The organism is Acetobacter ghanensis, assembly GCF_001499675.1.
In the GTDB taxonomy this organism is placed as follows: Bacteria; Pseudomonadota; Alphaproteobacteria; order Acetobacterales; family Acetobacteraceae; genus Acetobacter; species Acetobacter ghanensis.
Genome location: NZ_LN609302.1, coordinates 1,369,481 through 1,387,085 on the forward strand (window position 1 = coordinate 1,369,481; position 17,605 = coordinate 1,387,085).

Below are 17,605 nucleotides of genomic sequence, written 5' to 3' on the forward strand. Positions count from 1 at the left end.
TGCGCCCCTTTTTTTATGCTGTTATTTTAAATGGGCAGTTTAGCTGCCACCAAAGCCGAGAAAGCCAATGGCAGGCTGGGCTGTGCCACCCGTGCGGTCATAATGCGGGTCATGCGCCTTGTCGGCGGGTTCTTCCCCAATATCCGCGCTGCCACCACCGACATGCAGGCCGGAAGTGGTCACACTCCCCAAGCTGTCACCACCCTGAATGCTGGTTGAATTCCGGAGGGACAGCAGCAGGAAGGTAATGGGGTTGCGGTTCAGGTCGATGGACATATCAAGAGGTGTCTGCCCCAGAATGTTCCGGCCATTCAGGTCCGCACCACGGTTGATGGCATCACGCGCGGAGGAGACGCTCCCCCGGTTGATGGCTTCGAACAGTGCTACTGTGGGTTCCACATCCTTGTTGGGGTGTCCGCCGCCTTCACCAGCTTCATCATCGCCTCCTTCAGCACCGGGAATGGCTGTGGGGGGGGCTGCCCGTTTGGCGGCCTTACTGCTTTCCGATTTTTCAGCAGCTTCTGCGGCCGCAGCCTGCTCTTCGGCCTCATCAGCCAGTGCCGGAACCGCAACAAACGTGGCAAGGCTGCTGAACAGCAGAGCGGATGAAACAAGGCGTGAAAAACGGGTCATTGTCTGTCCATTAATACAGGTGACCTTTAGCGTATCACACCGCACGGGAGTGGAAAAGACGGCCCGGTTCTATCGGGTCCGGCCTTCCCGCCACCACGCGGCAAACAGCAGCGCCAGAGCAAGCAGCATAGCGAGGGGAGCGGGGAGCAACGGCACAGGCGTTCTGCCCGTTACCAGATGCGCGTCCCGTTGGGCAAAAGCCAGCCAGTTTGTTCCATGTAACGAACCAGACGAAGCCAGACGGGCGCTTGGCGTCTGCATGGCGGCACTGGTGTTACCCAGCCAGAAAATGCCGCCTCCCGTCATTTTGGCTATGTCTGCAACACGGGTTGCAGTGGCGCGGAGGTCGGTCATCTCCCGCGTGTTGTCCTGCTCCGGGGCGGCATAAGTTGTATGTGTGCCATCGGAAATACGCCAGATGCCGGATTCTGTTACGGGGACACTGGCCGTTTGTGTGCCCGCCACATCACCCGGATGCAGGGCCACGGTGCGGCTTTGCCCGGAAGGGGATGTGAGCGTGACACTGGCGGTGGATTGCGCGTCTATGCTGTGGCGGGTTATCCGCAGCGTGTTGGCGGTCATGCTGGCTGTAAGCTGCTCCTCTTCCAGCTCAGGTTCCTTCATCAGCCAGTGTGAAATGCGCCGGAGGAGTTCCGCCTGTGGGCCGCCTCCGTCCTCACCGCGTGACCATAGCCAGATCTGGTCGGATAGCAGCAGGGCAATCCGACCCTGTTCGACCCGGTCCAGCACCAGCAGGGGGCTGTTGTCCGGGCCGCTCATCAGCACTTCACCATGAGTGGTGTCCGGGTGCAGAGCGCGGTACCATGGGCCCCACATGCCCGGTACGGCCGTGGCGCTGGTCAGGGCGTCCTGTCCGGCGGTGGTTCCGGGTGCGCCGGGCAAAGAGGCGGTAACAGGGTGCCTGCGCCCGGTATCGGTCAGCGTAGGGCGGAAGCGGTTGACGAGCATACTGCTCTGGTCCGGCACCACATGGGCAGGCAGGACATCCCCCACCGGCGTATCCTGCAAGGAGCCGGGACCAATGAATTCCGGACCGGCCGTGAGCAGAAGCCCCCCACCGCGGCGTACAAAATTGGCAATGTTTTCCAAGTAGCTGTGGGGCAGAATGTGCCTGTTTTCAAAACCATCCAGAATGATCAGATCAAACTGGTTGATCTTTTCCTGAAACAGCTCCCGCACCGGGAAGGCAATAAGCGCCAGATCAGACAGGGGGGTGCCATCGTCTTTTTCTGGTGGCCGCAGGATGGTGAAGTGAATCAGATCGACCGATGGGTCAGCCTTGAGCAGCCTGCGCCAGACCCGCTCGCCTTGGTTGGGCGTGCCTGAAATGAGCAGCACCCGCAGGCGGTCCCGAATGCCGGTAATATGCGCCACGGTCTGGTTGTTAAGCGGGGAGGCTTCTCCCGGTAGGGGAGAGACGGAAAGACTGACAAGCAAAGGCCCCGGCTGGGTCACGGGCACGGTAATTTCCTGCGCGGTGCCGCTGGTGACGGGAATATGCTGTGGTTCTTCTCCGTTAATCCGCACAGTCAGGTCTGCTGGTGTGCCGGTTTGTGTGCCCGGTCCCATATCATCCACCTGAACGCGTAGCTTGGCGGTCTGGCCTGCAATGGCGTAGGGCGGGGCTTCCAGAATACTTAGCTTGCGGTCTTTTTCTTCCCCACTGGCGGTCAGCAGAACGTGTAAGGGAAGTGTGGCGCGGTTCCCATTGTCCAGCACAGGGCGCAGGCGCTCCGGTATGGTGGTGGGGACATCCGCAATTTCGCCATCCGTAACCATCATCGCCCCGGCAAACTGGGCGGCTGGAATATCTGCCGCAGCCTGATCAAGCGCGTCAAACAGCCGTGTGCCATCATGCCCGTTACCGCGCACCGTTACGGTGCGGATGCTCAGCCCCGGCACCTTGGTGTGGTCAAGGGCATCGGCTGCCTGCCGGGCAATGGCGGCACGCTGGCCAAGCGCCATGGAAGGCGACTGGTCAACGACGAGCAGGGCCGTCTGGGGGAGTGAGCGTTTTTGCTCATGGTAATGTTGCGGCCCAACCAGCCACAGCAGCACAATGCCCACGGCTCCCAATCGCAGGAAGGCCCCTTTGCTCCGGCTGAACAGACCCCAGCTACACAGAAGCAGCGCCAGAAGCCCCAGTATGGCCAGCAGCCATAAAGGCACCAAAGGTGCCACACCAAGGGAGGCAGGAATGGCGCTCATGGTCTGTCCTCCAGCCGTTTGAGGAGCATGGGCACGTGTACCTGATCAGCCTTGTAGCTCCCGGTCAGGGCGTAAATAACGGTGTTCAGCCCAAACCGGTAGGCCTGCAACCGTTGGTCGCTCCCGCCGGGAATAACGGCAAACGGTGTGTTGCCCGTGCCGTCCACAGCCCATGCGTGCGCCCAGTCGGCAGAGCCAATAATGACCGGGCTGACATCATCATTTTCGGCATCGCCTTCCTTGGCGACCCATATGGGCTGGCCTGCATACCGGCCGGGAAAATCGTGCAGGAGGTAAAAGGTGTGGGCCAGCAGGTGGTGATCGGTCATGACCACTAGCGGAGGAACCAGCAGACCGGTTGTGACCCGGCGTAGCGCCGCACTGGTGCCCGGTGCATCCGCTGTAAATCCGCTATCGGCATTGCTGTTGCTGCTATCCTGCCCCTGCGTGTCTATCAGCAGAATACCGCCGTGGGCCATAAAGGTGTTCAACGCTGCGGTCATAGCCGGGGTGGTGGTGGCGTCTGCCGTAATTGGCCAATACAGCAGGGGGTAGTAGCTCAGGTCATCCGTGCCGGGGTGCACGGCATCCGGATGGCCCATAACGGCGGATGTACGGGCATTTACAAAGTCAGATAGGCCTTGCAGCCCTTGGCGGGATGCTTCGTCCACATCCTCATGCCCGCTAACAATGTATCCGAGCCGGGTTTCCAGCGCAGCGGCGGGCACCCGGTTTGTTACGCTGGTATCAGAGTTCTGTGCGTGCGCGGGGTGGGGTGTTGCACACAGTGCGGCAAACAGGACCAGCAACGGTGCGGCCCCCCGATGTACGGGGAGTTTTCCCGCCCGCATAAGGCCCACTGCCAGACCATCCAGCAGCAACAGCAGCAGGGCGACCAGCAGGCAGTAGCGGCCTAGCGGCTTATCTGCCTGCTGGCCGGAGGAATCCGTAATGGTGCCGACCGGTGCGGCAGGTTGTAGGCTATCTATCCCGCTGGCGGCATTAAGTGCCCTGCGTCCATCCGTGGGGCCATACAGGCCGGGAGGGTGAGTGGGAGAGACGGATGTTGTGGCAAACACATTGCCCGGTATGCCACGCGCTGTTGGGGGAGGCGGTCCCGCCATGCCTTCACCATCCAGTGTTATGGCCGGGGCCAACATGGCGTTGTCTGCCGGAATGCTCAATCCGTTGGCGTGTTCGGTCAGGCGTTGGAGCATGGCAACAAACAGGCCGGATAGAGGCAGGTTGGACCAGTCCGCAGTACTGCTGACATGGAACAGAATAACCTCCCCCTTGCCCAGTTCGGCATGGGTTACCAGTGGTGTGCCATCCGCCAGCCGCGCCCATACGTGTTGCTCCAGATCTGCAGATGGGCTGGCCAATACCTGACGTGAGACCGTGACATCGCCGGGAATGCTTAACCCTCTGAACGGGGATGTCTGATCGAACGGAGCCAACTGCTGTGGGGTGCCCCACGTCATGGAACCACCAAGCTGGCGTGCACCATCTAGCAGGGGGATGGGCAGGAGGTTCTGCGTTGTGTCCGATGGGGCCGGGGTGTCTGCATCATGCTGGCTGCCAGCAAGTGCTGGTCCTGCAAAACGGATGAGTGTTCCGCCGTTTTTTATCCATTCCAGAACGGTTTTCTGGCTCTGGGCGCCAGCCAGTGTTCCATCAGGTGCAATCAGCACGGATAACGGGCGGCTGAGCAAGGATTCCAGATTACCTTCATGCAGGTCGGAGAGCGGGGCCAGTGCGCGACGAAGGTAGAAGATGGAACCGATCAGAGGCGTATCTGCTCCCCCCGTGGACAACAGGCCAACCGGGCGCAGGCGCGTATTTTCGTCCAGCAGGACGGTTGTGGCCGCACTGGCAACACCCTGCACGTTGAGAGTGTCTATCCGGTTGCGTACGGCAACGGGCAGATTGACCTTTACATCCGCCTGCGTGGCGTTGGCGGCAACTGGTACGGGGACCACGGCCAGCGTGCCACCATCCGTTGCACGGGCGGCTACGTGCAAAAGGCGAGGTTGGTTGAAAGGCTGCACAATCAGACGCGCCATCACACCATCCGTTGTCACGGGGGTGGGTACAAGCGCCATGTTTGCCTGTGCGGAAAAACGGATTTCCTGCACAGCCCCACGTGCATGAAGGGCCTGTGCAAAAGCATTATCCCCTTTTGTGGCCACGGTATCAGCCAGATACACAATCCGGGCAAAGGGTATGGCAGGCAGGTGCAGGATATGCTGTGCAGCCTGTTCCCGATCTGTTGGCCACGGGTTGGGGTGGCGGCTGTTAAGCATCTGCCGTACGGCGGCGGCCGGTTGTGGGGCAGGAGCGGTCGGGCCTGCGGCCTCATCCGCCTGAGGCGCTGTCCCCATGACAAGCAGGCTGGAGCGTGTGCGTTCAGCATCATCCACAATGCTTTGCGCGGTTGCCATGCGCTCGGCCCAGTCCACAGCACTCAACATGCCATCATCCAGAACCAGCAGAACAGGCCCTTGGGTTAGCACCTGTTCACGGTTGCCGGGAATAAACGGGCGCGCAAAACCCACAATCAGCAGGCTGATGGCCAGAAGGCGGAGCAGCAGAAGCCACGGGGGAGAACGTGCCGCCTCTGTTTCCTTCGGGTGCAGTCTGGCCAAAAACGCAATGGGTGGAAAAGCCTGCTGGCGTGCGCGCGGAGGTGTGGCGCGGAGTAGCCACCAGACTAATGGCAGGCAAATCAGGGCAGACAGCAGGATGGGGGACTGAAAAATCATACGCGTTGGCTCATCTGGGCATGGAGTGCCAGTAGCGTGGGAAGCAGGGCCATATCGGTCTGATGGTGCACAATGGAGTGGCCGGAGCGGCTTGTGGTTTGGTCAAGCCAGTGGGTGCGGGCGGCAACAAGGTTTCCATAATCGTCCCGCAGGCTCTGCACATGGGGCAGTTCCAGCGGTGCCTCCTGCTCAAGGCCCGAAAATTCGGTGCGACCGGAATACGGCAATGTGTTTTCTGCCGGGTCGGTCATATGGAGCAGGTAGGCGCGGGCCGGGTGGGCCGCCAGTTGGCGCAGGCAATCCTGCAACGCAGCTTCGGGGCAGAGCAGATCACTGGCGAGGAGCAGCCGTGCACGCCGTGGAACCAGAATGGGGGCAGGCAAAGCCGCATCTGTTGCGTGGCTGTTGGTCGCTAGTGTGCAAAGCCCAAGAGCCAGACGTTCTAGCGCAGAAGAGGCAGGCGGCAGAGGTGTAATGCCGGTAGGGGAGAGAAGCTGCACCCGCTCACCATTGCGCAGCAGGAGTGCGGCCATGCTGAGCAAGAGCAGAACGGCACGGTCGAGCTTGCCGGGCAGCGTGTTGGTGGACCGCCACTGCATGGAACCTGAAAAATCGCACCACAGCAGGATCGTTTGCGCGGCTTCGGCTTCTGTCTCACGCACATGGGCGCGGGCGGTGCGGGCGGACTGGCGCCAGTCGATCCGGTTAACCGGTTCCCCCGGCTGTGCGGGCCTGTATTGCCAGAATGTATCTCCCCACCCCGCGCGGCGCTGGGGGTGCAGGCCAGAGGCAAGGGTGGTGGCCATCTGGCTGGCATGAAGCAGCAGGTCTGGCATACGGGTGGCCAGTGTCTGGGCTTGGCACGCTATGTCCGCCGTGGCGGCAAGCGGGGTTGCTGTGTTTTGGCCCCCTCCTGCGTACCCGCCAGCCTCAGCGTTATGTTCGCCAGAAAGCCAGCGCCACACAGTGTTGGGGAACGATCTGGACCGGCTCACAGGGTCAGCCCAGAGTCTTGACCAGCCGGGCCACAATATCTTCCGGTGTTACGCCCGCGGCCCGGGCGGCAAAAGTTAGCGCCATACGGTGGGCCAGTACGGGGCGGGCCAGTGCCGCGACGTCTTCCAGACCGGGGGAGAGCCTGCCGTCCAGCAGTGCGCGGGCGCGGGTGGCCAGCATGAGTGTCTGTGCTGCACGGGGGCCGGGGCCCCATGCAATCTGCTCACGCAGGGTGGCGTCGGGCGTGCTCTGGGGGCGTGCTGCGCGGACAAGGTTGATAATAGCGTCCAGCACTTTTTCCCCTACCGGCATACGGCGGACGAGGTCCTGCGCCTGCATAAGGGTTGCCGCATCTATAACCTGCTGGGCGCGTTTGTCCTGCGCGCCGGTTGTTGCCAGCAGCATGGCGCGTTCGGAACCGGCATCGGGGAAAGTCAGCCCGATCTGGAGCATGAAGCGATCAAGCTGCGCTTCGGGGAGCGGGTAGGTGCCTTCCTGCTCCATGGGGTTTTGTGTTGCCAGAACGTGGAACGGGCGGGGCAGCGGGTATTCCACCCCCGCTACGGTGACGTGGTGTTCCTGCATGGCCTGTAGCAGGGCGGACTGGGTGCGTGGGCTTGCGCGGTTTATTTCATCCGCCATCAGCAACTGACTGAACACCGGCCCCTGCACAAAGCGGAAGCTGCGGTGGCCGCTGGCATCCTCATCCAGAATTTCGCTGCCCGTAATGTCGGAGGGCATCAGGTCGGGGGTAAACTGTACGCGACGGGCGTTTAGCCCCAGTACGGTGCCAAGGGTGGTCACCAGTAATGTCTTGCCCAGACCGGGAGCCCCAACCAGCAGGGCATGGCCACCAGCCAGAACAGTGGTCAGAGTCTGGCGGATTGTTTGATCCTGCCCGAAAATGACGGTTGAAATTTCCTGCTGGACGGCGGCAAGCCGTTCACAGATACGATCTGCCTCCCTTACTTCTGGGGGGGAGGAAGGCTGTTGTGCCGGGAACGGTGCGTCTGATGTGGTCATGGATCCAGTCTGAATTACATGCAGGGCTTACATCAAGCGGGGTAAGCTCCCTATATCATTGTGCACAACACAAGGACACGCATTAACAGGATGGTGAGTCAGTGAAAGGTGAACAGGCGGGCAACGCGCAAGCCCTTTCGTGCCACGATAAGCACGGGACCGATAGCCCCGATGAGGCGGAAAACAGGCGTCTGCCGTTTTTGGTCCGGCGGGATGGCGTGTGGCTTTACCGTGGCTCCGAAATCAAGCGGAAGGCTATGTCCTGCCTGTTTGGCTCCCTCCTCACGCGGGACAAGCAGGGTGCGTACCTGCTGCGTACACCGTTTGAGAGCGGGCTGATTGAGGTTGAGGATGTTCCTTTTCTGGCGGTGGAGCTGGACTGGAGCGGTGTGGGGCGGATGCAGCGCCTCTGTTTCCGCACCAATATGGACGAGGTGGTGGTGGCGGATGCCGAACACCCGATTCGGACCTTGTGGGATGTTCCAGCCGAAGCCTGCCCGGAGGGATGCCCGCCATACTTGACCGTGCGACAGGGGGATGGGCGTTACCCGCTGGAAGCACGTCTGTCCCGCGCGGTATGGTACGAACTGGCTGCCTTGGCCGAGCCGGGAGCCTGTCAGGGTGTGCCCTGCATGGGGGCCTGGAGCTGCGGCCGCTTTTTCCCCATTGCGCGTATGGCGGTCGATGATGGAGACGCATAATCCCATTATCAGCAGGCTGAACGCACAGCAGCAGGCGGCGTTGGCGCGGCTATGGACGGTTTTGCCCGCCATGCGGCTAGTCGGCGGCGTTGTGCGTGACCTGCTGGCTGGGCGACCCATTGCCGATATTGATCTGGCTACGCCTGAACCACCCACGCAGGTTATGGAGCGCCTTCAGGCGCACGGCATCCATGTGGTGGCGACCGGCCTGCAACATGGCACCGTTACAGCCGTGCTGGAGGGGATTCCTTACGAAATCACCACCCTCAGATGTGATGTGGAAACCGATGGACGACATGCCGTTGTGCGCTGGACGCAGGACTGGCGGCAGGATGCCGAGCGGCGGGATTTTACCATAAACGCCATGTCGGTCGATCAGGCCGATGAGCTGTACGACTATTTTGACGGGCAGGCGGATCTGGCGGCCGGGCAGGTGCGTTTTGTGGGGCAGGCAGCCACGCGAATAGAAGAGGATGCGCTGCGTATCCTGCGTTTTTTCAGGTTTTATGGTCGCTACGGGCAAGGCGAGCCGGACCAGCAGGCCATGCAGGCCATAGCATCTGGCGCTGCCTTGCTGGATGGCCTGTCCGTCGAGCGGATATGGATGGAATTGCGGCGGATTCTGACCGGGCCAAACGTGGCGGCTATTCTGCACTATATGGATCAGACCGGTGTGCTGGCGCGTATTCTGCCGGAGGGGCGGGCACTGGCGCGGTGCCTGCGTCTGTTGGACTATGGCGCACCAGCCAACGCAGTGCTCAGGCTGGTAGGGTTGAGCACGGACGCACCCGCTGTGGCCCGTCGTCTGAAGTTCTCCCGCGCTGAAGCCGGGCAGGTCCGGGCATTTGGTCAGGCTACTCCCATGCCCGAACCGGGCATGGCGGATGATGATCTGCGGCGTCTTCTGGCGGATGAACCCTATGATGTGCTGGAGGGGCGGGTATGGCTGCATCAGGCGGAACAGGTCAGAACGCCTGATGAAAATACGGCGTTTGCACAGCTTAGGCAGAGGTTGCAGCACATTGCGCCACCGATTTTCCCTGTTGCCGGGCGGGATGTTGTCGCCTTGGGTGGGCAGGCTGGGCCAGAAATAGGGCGGGTTATAGGGCTTGTCCGCCAGTGGTGGCTGGACGGAGGGTGCCGTGCAGGGGCGGAAGCCTGCCGGATGCAGATAAAGCACCTTCTGGGCGCAAAAGCGGAACAAAGCTGACCCCGGCCTCTTACATGCAGGGCAAATAGACTGGTAGAGAAAGAGGCATGACGTCCCAGCCACATGCCTCCCGTTCCCTGCCGTCCAGCACAATAACGCCGAATGATACGCAAACTTTGCTGAAAAGGCTGTGGCGTACGCAGGTGCGCCAGCATTCCGGGCTTATTGTTGCTGTTATTGTGCTTACAGTGCTGACGGCATCGCTTACCGCGCTTTATCCGCTGGTTATCCAACGGGCGTTGGATATGTTTGCAAGCCGGGATTCCCGTATTCTGTATCAGGTGCCCATGCTGGTGGTGGTCATCACCTTCGCCAAGGCCCTGTCGCAATATGCGCAGACATTGGCAACGCAGGGGTTGGTGCTGCTGGTGATCCGTGGGTTGCAGGAGCAGATGTTTGAACATCTGATTACGACCGATATCGCCCATGTGGAGCGCGAGGCTCCGGCCAAGCTTGCCGCGCGGTTTACCACGGATGTCATTTCCATCCGGGACACCATGATTCGGGCCGTTAATTCCATGGGGGATGTGGTTACGGTCGTGGGGCTGATTGTGTCCATGCTCTATATGGATTGGGAACTCAGCCTGATTGCCGCCATACTGTACCCCGTAGCGGCTGTGCCGATCCAACGGTTAGGCAAGCGCGTACGGCGTGCTTCGGGTGGGATGCAGGAGCGGGTAGGGGAAACGGCGGCGTTTCTGACCGAAAGTTTTGCGCAGGCTCGTACCGTGCGGGTTTACAGGCTGGAGGAAAGCGAGCGGGCCCGGGCCGTGCTCTCGTTTGGTCATCTGTATCATGCCATGCTGCGGATTACCCGCGGTCGCGCCAAAGTAGAGCCTCTGCTGGAGGCGCTGGGTGGGGCCGCTGTTGCCGCCGTGCTGGGTTTTGCTGGCTGGCGGGCTGCTATGGGTGGTGCAACGCTGGGTGATTTTCCGGTTTTGTGGCTGCGTTGCTGCTGGCGTCCCGCCCATTACGTGCGCTTGGCGCACTAAACGCCGCTTTGCAGGAAGGGCTTGCAGGGCTTGCGCGCGTGTTTGCGGTGATGGATGAACCCCCAGCGGTAACCGACAGCCCTCATGCCCGCCCTCTTCCCGCCGGGGATGGCCACCTTGTGTTTGATAACGTGGGATTCGTTTATTCCGATGGTCGCGTGGGTCTTGATCATCTGAGTTTTGATGCGCAACCGGGGTGTACAGTGGCGCTGGTCGGGCCATCGGGGGGCGGTAAGTCAACGGCTCTTTCCCTTGTGCCCCGCCTGCATGATGTGACATCCGGGCGTATTCTGCTCGACGGCATGGACCTAAGGGATGTGCAGTTGGAAAGTCTGCGGGGCAGTATGGCCTATGTCAGCCAGGACCCGCTTCTGTTTGATTTGTCCGTGCGGGAAAATATTCTAATTGGCCGCCCCGGCGCATCGGAGGCGGAGGTTGCCGCTGCGGCACGTGCAGCAGCGGCGGAGCGGTTTATTCTGGCGCTGCCTAATGGGTACGATACGGTTGTGGGGCCGGGCGGGCAGCGCCTGTCTGGCGGGCAGCGGCAGCGTGTGGCTCTGGCGCGCGCCCTGCTACGCAACCCACGCCTGCTTTTGCTGGATGAGGCCACAAGCGCGCTGGATAGTGAAAACGAAGCACTGGTGCAGGATGCGCTGGCTACGTTGCGCAAGGGGCGCACGACTCTTGTGGTCGCGCACCGTCTGTCCACCGTGCGCTCGGCAGATATGATTGTGGTGATGAAGGACGGGCACGCAGTGGAATGTGGTACGCATGATACGTTAATTCAGCAGGATGGTTTGTATGCCCGGCTGGTCCGCACCCAAGGGTTGGAACGCTAGGATTCGGGCCGGGGTTTTGCATTATAAAAAGAATTTATCGGCATCTGGTGCACAGTGGCGCTTGATGCGTAGGTATGAACGTGCCACATACTGACCGAACTGGTCGGTCAGCGGTGCTGGCCGAAAAAAAACGCTGCGCAGGATGTGTTTGAGAGGGCAAGGAACAGAATGGCCGACGACCATAACGAACAGTCTTTTTCATCATCCGGCACGGAGGAGCAGAACAACGCTCAGGAGCAGCAGCCGCAGGCCAAAAAAAGAACGGCCGGGGTAAGGCTATTCTAACAGGCGTTGTGGGCTGTCTGGTTGTTGCGGGGGGCCTTTACTGGTTCATGACCCGTAATGAGGTGGAAACGGATGATGCCTTTACCGCAGGCCGGGCCATTACCATTGCGCCGCATGTGAGCGGTTATGTGACCGAACTGCTGGTGAACGATAACCAGTTTGTGCGCAAAGGGCAGGTTCTTGCCCGTATTGACCCGCGCGACTGGGAAGCGGATAGGGACAAAGCTGCCGCTCAGTTGGCCAATGCACAGGCTGCGGCCCAGGCGAGCGATATGATGCACCGTGTCGCGTTGCTGGAATTCCCAGGTAAGCTGTTGCAGGCTCAGGGGCAGTTGGCCGATGCTAAAGCCCAGTTGTTCAAGGCGGAGACGGATTACCGCCGCCAGCACGGTGTTGAGCGTGCTGCAACGTCCCAGCAGGCGATAGATTACGCCAAGGCTGCGTTGGAAACAGCGCAGGCGCGCGTTATGGCATCCGAAGGTGCCGTGCAAATGGCGGAACCTGTGCAGCCGAATATTGAAAACGCAGCTGTGCAGATTTCGCAGCAGGAAGCGCAGGTCAAGGCGGCGCAGGCCGCTCTGGTGTCCGCCGCACTGAATGTGGAATGGACCGTTATCCGTGCCCCGCATGATGGCTGGATTTCGCAGCGTAATATTGAACAGGGCAACTATGTCCGTCAGGGGCAGAGCCTGTTTGCTATTGTTGAGCCAGAAGTCTGGGTTGTTGCTAACTATAAGGAAACACAGGTCACCAGAATGCGCCCCGGCCAGAAGGTGGACATTCGGGTTGATGCTTACCCCAGCCTCAAGCTGCACGGGCATATTGATTCCCTGCAAAAAGGCACAGGGGCAACGTTTAGTGCGTTCCCGCCCGAAAATGCGACTGGCAACTACGTCAAGATTGTGCAGCGCTTACCTGTTAAAATCCTGATTGATGAAGGTCTGGACCCTGACCAGCCGCTGGCTCTTGGTCTGTCTGTTGAACCGACTGTTCATGTGGATACGCAAGGCCATTCCGATGCCCCGCCTCGTGGTGGTGAGGATAACGGCGGGCAGGTTGCTCCATGAGCGGACAGGCTGACGCAGCAGCAGCAGGGTGGAAGCCAAAGCATAATCCGTGGACGGTTGCTTTTGTGGTGACCATGGCGGCGTTCATGGAAATTCTGGACACCACCATTGTCAACGTTTCCCTGCCGCATATCGCGGGCAGCCTTTCCAGCACGTATGATGATGCAACGTGGACGCTAACGGCCTATCTGGTTGCCAACGGCATTGTGCTCACCATTTCGGGCTGGTTGGGAAAAGTGTTTGGCCGCAAACACTATTTTCTCATCTGTATTACCATGTTCACCGTGTCGTCCTTTTTGTGCGGTATGGCGACCAGTCTGGGTGAGCTGGTTGTTTTCAGGCTTATGCAGGGGTTTTTTGGTGGGGGGCTTCAACCTAACCAGCAATCCATTATTCTGGACAGCTTCCCTCCCGCTAAACGTGCCGCAGCTTTTGGGCTTACAGCCATTGCTGCGGTTGTGGGGCCGGTTATTGGCCCAACCTTGGGCGGGTGGATTACGGATAACTTCTCATGGCGGTGGATCTTTTTCATTAACGTGCCATTTGGTTTTTTGACCACCCTTGGGGTTATGGCCGTTGTGGAAGACCCGCCGTGGGCGCGGAAGCAGAAGGCCCCCGTGGATGTTATTGGTATCAGCCTGATTACCCTTGGGTTTAGCTGCCTTGAAGTTATGGTGGACCGCGGGGAAGATGCGGACTGGTTTGGCTCCAATTTTATCCGCATTATGGGCGTTCTGGCTTTTCTGGGTCTGACAGGGGCAGTTTTCTGGCTGCTTCATACGGATAAACCCGCTGTGGACCTGCGGGTTTTTAAAGACCGGAACTTTGCTGTCGGTACGGCTCTTATGGGAGCCATGGGGGCACTGTTGTATGCCTCGGCCATTGTGGTGCCGCAGTTTGCTCAGCAGGTTATGGGGTACACGGCGACACTGTCCGGCCTGCTGCTGTCCCCCGGTGGTATAGCCGTTATTGTGCTTATCCCCATTGTGGGCAGGCTTATGACCATGACCAGCGTGCGCAATGTTATTGCCATAGGTTTTGGACTTATGGGGATAGCCCTGTTCTATTCTGCCCAGTTGCTGCCGTTGCTGGATTTTCAGCACCTTATGCTTTTCCGTATGAGCCAGACGGCCTGCCTTGCCTTCCTGTTTGTGCCTCTGTCCACCATTGCGTATTCGACTATTCCCGAGCGGTTGAACCCCGATGCTTCAGCCATGTTCAGTATGGCGCGTAACGTTTTGGGGTCTTTGGCTATTTCGGGTGCAACGGCGCTGCTGATGGAGCGCAAGCAGGCGCACCAGTCCTACACAGTGCAGTGGATGACGCCGTTTCATGAGCCATTCAATGCGTATCAGGATCAGGTGCGGCAGGTTGCTCTGGCCCGTGGTGCGCCAGAAGGCTTGGCGGATTCCGTAGCGCAGCACACTTTGTTTAAGGAATTTACGCGGCAGGTTGCCATGTTGTCCTACAATGAGGTGTTCATGATTTTGGGGATTGGCGCATTTTTGTGCGTGCCGCTGTGCTTCCTGCTTTCTCCTTTGCGTGGAGATGGAAAAGCACGTGGAGCACACTGAATAAAAACGAAGTAAGACTGTACATAAAAAAAAGGCGGTTGGGAGAGATATGCCTCTCCCAACCGCCTAAATTTTTGTTTTAGCCCGCAACAGCAAACTGGCCAAAATCTTTGACCAGTCTCTCATAGATGGGTTTTTTAAAACCGACAGAGTGGCTAGGCAAAGATGCCAGATCTACCCACATCCATGCGTCAAATTCAGCAGGGAGGTGGCTATCTAGCTGAATGTCGGATTCTGTGCCGGTAAACCGCAAGGCAAACCACTTTTGGGTTTGTCCACGGTAACGGCCACCAAGGGCATGGCCAATCAGGGCATCAGGAAGGTCGTATTGAATCCAGTCTGGGTGTTCGGCCAGAATGGTAACACGGTCCGTGCCGATTTCTTCCCCCACCTCGCGCAATACCGCAGTGCGGGGGTCTTCCCCTTCGTCTATCCCACCCTGTGGGCACTGCCATGTCCCTTCCGAAAGAGGGCCGCCAGCACCCGGCATATCCGTACGACGGGCAATAAAAACACGGCCCTCTGCATTAAAAATCAGAGCGCCGACATTGGGGCGGTAAGGTAGGCTGTTCGGGTCCACTGGCATTAACGGTGCGCCCCCATGTTAGGCATTGGGTTGGAAAGGTTGACGCGCATCTGCCCATTATTGGCCGGCTGGGGCTGACTGGCCGGGTCTGGCGGCAAAATAAGCTGGCTGACTGGCACCAGTGTTATGCCAACGTCCTTGAGGTGCGGCAGCCATGCCCGCAGGCAAGCCAGCGCAACGGGGCGCAAGGGGCCCAGCACACCAATGGCGCGGCCATTCTGGCGGGCAAGCTGCTGGAGTTTGAGCAACTGGATATCAATATTGACAATATCTTCGTCGGTATTGATCGCAACATCAGCGGAGCCTACCGCATCGCTGCTGTCCATCCGCGTTTCAGGCGTTGCATTCAGGTACAGCAGACCACGCTGGTCCAGCACGGTCAGGATAGGTTTGAAGCCGCTGGAATTGGGGAAGCTTCCGCCATTCTGCCCATCAAACGCATTGGTCACGCCAACATAACCCGCCAGATGAGACAGGGACCAGTTCAGGTTATCCATGTTCTGCTGGGCAGAGAGCAGGAGGCCCAGAGCTTTAGGGCCTTCACTGTCTGTTGGAGCGTCTTTGCTGGCATCAGCGGCTTTACCACTTTCGCCCTGCATAGGCAGGGAGAGCAGGAGTTCGTGCTGGTGCTGGCGTGCAGCTTCCATAATGGCATCGGGGTCAGCCACGTAGGGGGAGACAGCGAGGGATATTTGACCGGGGAGGGAGGAAATGGCTTCTTTGGTCAGGTCGTCAGACTGCCCAACACCGTCAATCAGCAACGCCACCATGGGTGTGCCGGGCGGAACTTCTACATGAGGAGCCGCATAAACCTGCCGGGGCAGGGTGTTATGTGGTCCCCGTTTGGGCAGAGGAAAGCCGCCCGGTCCGGCAGCTTTTTCCAGCAGGCTGGCCTGTGGTGGCGGAATGTTAACCAGATGCGCAACTCCGGCCTCGCCCCGGTTTCCGTTTTCTGCGGAGACGTCAATGTCCTCCCCGCCAGCAATCTGGTGGGGAGGACCCATAACCTGTAGGGCAAGGGCCAGTGCAGCGGTAGCCGTAAGGCAGCCCCCCCAGAAGCGGATGAACAACCGGCCGTTAGCCGGAAGCTGCTGCCATAGGCTGGGAGTACGCATGACCACTGCCTTTTACCTGCTATGCGTTAGTTGTGAGCCGGACAATCGGCCTTGGCTGCGGGTTTGACCGGTGGCAGGGAGGCCGTGGGGTCAGGGGCAGGCAGACCAGCCATAGAGCGCACAATCCGTAGACCTTCCTGAAGCTGAAAGTCCGTAGCCGGTTTGTTGTACTCGAACTCTGGCCAGTTAGCCGGGGGCTGGTCAGGAATGATCTTGGCAATGGCGGGCAGGTCCGTGCGTGGCTGCGCCTTGGTCTGGTTGCCCCCCTGATTTTTGAGGATATGTTCCAGATCAGCTTCACGCAGGCTGAACGCCGGGTCCTCACGCGTTTCCTTGACAATAATGTCAGGGGTAATGCCCAGCGCCTGAATGGAGCGGCCAGATGGGGTGTAGTAGCGCGCGGTGGTCAGACGTACAGCGCCGTTACCCGGAATGGGGATAATGGACTGGACGGAGCCTTTACCAAAGGTACGCGTACCAACCAGTACGGCGCGGTGGTGGTCCTGCAATGCGCCAGACACAATTTCCGACGCGGAGGCGGAGCCGCCATTGGTCAGCACAACCATGGGCAGGCCATCTGTAATGTCCGTTCCATGGGCATCCCAGCGCTGGCTATCCTTGGCATGGCGTGCGCGGGTGGACACAATCTCACCCGACCGAATGAAGCTGGAGGAAACCTCTACCGCCTGATCCAGCAGACCACCGGGGTCGTTACGCAGGTCAAGCACAAGGCCGCCCAGTTTGCCGCCAGCCTGCTGTTTGAGGCTGTTATACCCCTTGAGCAGCTCTTTTTCCGTGGTTTCGTTAAACTGGGCAATACGCAGGTAGCCAATGCGGTCGTACAGGGCGGATTTAACCACATCAATATGGATAATTTCCCGCGTGAGCGTGACCGTAATGGGCTTGGGCGTTTTTTCCCGCACAAGGGTCAGGGTAATTTTGGTGTTGGCTTTGCCGCGCATTTTTTTAACGGCTTCATCTAGCGGGGTGCCATCTATGGTGTGGCCATCCACGGCAATAATGTAGTCGCCCGGCTTGATTCCAGCGCGGAAGCCCGGTGTGCCATCAATGGGGGAGACCACCCGGATGTGGCCGTCCTGCTGCTGCAATTCCAGCCCAAGGCCGCCAAACTCGCCTTTCATCTGGACCATCATGTCATCATACTGCTTTTGCGTCATGTATGAGCTGTGGGGGTCCAGACCGCTGAGCATACCATTCAGGGCGTTGGTGATCAGGTCCCGGTCGGAAACGGGCTCAACATAGTCAGCCCGGACCAGATCCAGCACCGTGCCAAACAGCGTTAGCAGGCGATAGGTTTCGGCATGGTTGGTGGTGGGGGAGGCATCCGGGGTAGCGTTTTCTGCCTGAGCTGGTGTGCCCAGGAATCCAGCGCCATTGTTGTGTCCGGGATGAAAAGTCAGGGCAAGGCCGGTCATGGCTGCGGCGCCGAGCATCAGACCTGTGCGGAACTTCATGCGATCTTGTCTCCTGTCGCAGGGCTGTGGCCCGTGCGCTTGTTCTTCCTGTCTTTTCAAATGCGCGCGCCGGTTGGGGCCGGGGGCATTGCGAACGGTGCCTAAGCAACCGGCATAA

General features: G+C 59.6%; 12 protein-coding genes and 1 pseudogene. 5 read left to right on the forward strand and 8 right to left on the reverse strand.

Annotated features, from left to right (window positions below; translation table 11 throughout):
- Window positions 1-39 precede the first annotated feature (39 nt).
- From AGA_RS06615 to AGA_RS06635, 5 genes are all read right to left on the reverse strand, one after another.
- Window positions 40-633, reverse strand: coding sequence for an ankyrin repeat domain-containing protein (locus AGA_RS06615; protein WP_083503570.1), 594 nt, complete (start codon window positions 631-633; stop codon window positions 40-42).
- Between the two features lie 69 nt (window positions 634-702).
- Window positions 703-2,862, reverse strand: coding sequence for a hypothetical protein (locus tag AGA_RS06620; protein ID WP_059023565.1), 2,160 nt, complete (start codon window positions 2,860-2,862; stop codon window positions 703-705).
- Window positions 2,859-5,624, reverse strand: coding sequence for a DUF4159 domain-containing protein (locus tag AGA_RS06625; RefSeq protein WP_059023566.1), 2,766 nt, complete (start codon window positions 5,622-5,624; stop codon window positions 2,859-2,861). Before AGA_RS06625 ends, AGA_RS06620 begins: the two co-directional genes overlap by 4 nt.
- On the reverse strand, window positions 5,621-6,619 hold the full coding sequence (locus tag AGA_RS06630; RefSeq protein WP_231945726.1) for a DUF58 domain-containing protein: 999 nt from the start codon (window positions 6,617-6,619) through the stop codon (window positions 5,621-5,623). The genes AGA_RS06625 and AGA_RS06630 overlap by 4 nt, the downstream gene beginning before the upstream one ends.
- A 4-nt stretch (window positions 6,620-6,623) precedes the next feature.
- Window positions 6,624-7,643: an AAA family ATPase gene (locus AGA_RS06635; RefSeq protein ID WP_059023567.1), complete on the reverse strand. Its 1,020-nt coding sequence runs from the start codon at window positions 7,641-7,643 to the stop codon at window positions 6,624-6,626.
- Window positions 7,644-7,834: 191 nt separating this feature from the next.
- On the opposite strand from AGA_RS06635, the gene AGA_RS06640 reads away from it, so the two are divergent.
- The 5 genes and pseudogenes from AGA_RS06640 to AGA_RS06660 all read left to right on the forward strand — a co-directional run bounded on the left by AGA_RS06640 (window position 7,835) and on the right by AGA_RS06660 (window position 14,311).
- The gene (locus AGA_RS06640; RefSeq protein ID WP_408735971.1) at window positions 7,835-8,344 is read left to right on the forward strand and encodes a DUF1285 domain-containing protein; all 510 of its coding nucleotides are present in this window, start codon (window positions 7,835-7,837) and stop codon (window positions 8,342-8,344) included.
- Window positions 8,331-9,554: a CCA tRNA nucleotidyltransferase gene (locus AGA_RS06645; RefSeq protein ID WP_059023569.1), complete on the forward strand. Its 1,224-nt coding sequence runs from the start codon at window positions 8,331-8,333 to the stop codon at window positions 9,552-9,554. The genes AGA_RS06640 and AGA_RS06645 overlap by 14 nt, the downstream gene beginning before the upstream one ends.
- A gap of 47 nt (window positions 9,555-9,601) precedes the next feature.
- Window positions 9,602-11,385: pseudogene (locus AGA_RS06650) on the forward strand (ABC transporter ATP-binding protein).
- 332 nt (window positions 11,386-11,717) lie between these two features.
- Window positions 11,718-12,737, forward strand: a complete 1,020-nt coding sequence (locus tag AGA_RS06655) for an efflux RND transporter periplasmic adaptor subunit (protein WP_231945728.1) — start codon at window positions 11,718-11,720, stop codon at window positions 12,735-12,737.
- Complete coding sequence (locus tag AGA_RS06660; protein ID WP_059023570.1) at window positions 12,734-14,311, forward strand: DHA2 family efflux MFS transporter permease subunit; 1,578 nt, start codon at window positions 12,734-12,736, stop codon at window positions 14,309-14,311. The genes AGA_RS06655 and AGA_RS06660 overlap by 4 nt, the downstream gene beginning before the upstream one ends.
- 79 nt (window positions 14,312-14,390) lie before the next feature.
- Here AGA_RS06660 and AGA_RS06665 read toward each other — a convergent pair whose 3' ends face one another.
- The 3 genes from AGA_RS06665 to AGA_RS06675 are packed head-to-tail and all read right to left on the reverse strand — an operon-like array spanning window position 14,391 to window position 17,487.
- The gene (locus AGA_RS06665; protein WP_059023571.1) at window positions 14,391-14,897 is read right to left on the reverse strand and encodes an RNA pyrophosphohydrolase; all 507 of its coding nucleotides are present in this window, start codon (window positions 14,895-14,897) and stop codon (window positions 14,391-14,393) included.
- The gene (locus tag AGA_RS06670; protein WP_059023572.1) at window positions 14,897-16,012 is read right to left on the reverse strand and encodes a divergent polysaccharide deacetylase family protein; all 1,116 of its coding nucleotides are present in this window, start codon (window positions 16,010-16,012) and stop codon (window positions 14,897-14,899) included. Before AGA_RS06670 ends, AGA_RS06665 begins: the two co-directional genes overlap by 1 nt.
- 26 nt (window positions 16,013-16,038) lie before the next feature.
- Window positions 16,039-17,487, reverse strand: a complete 1,449-nt coding sequence (locus tag AGA_RS06675) for a S41 family peptidase (RefSeq protein WP_059023573.1) — start codon at window positions 17,485-17,487, stop codon at window positions 16,039-16,041.
- Window positions 17,488-17,605 lie beyond the last annotated feature (118 nt).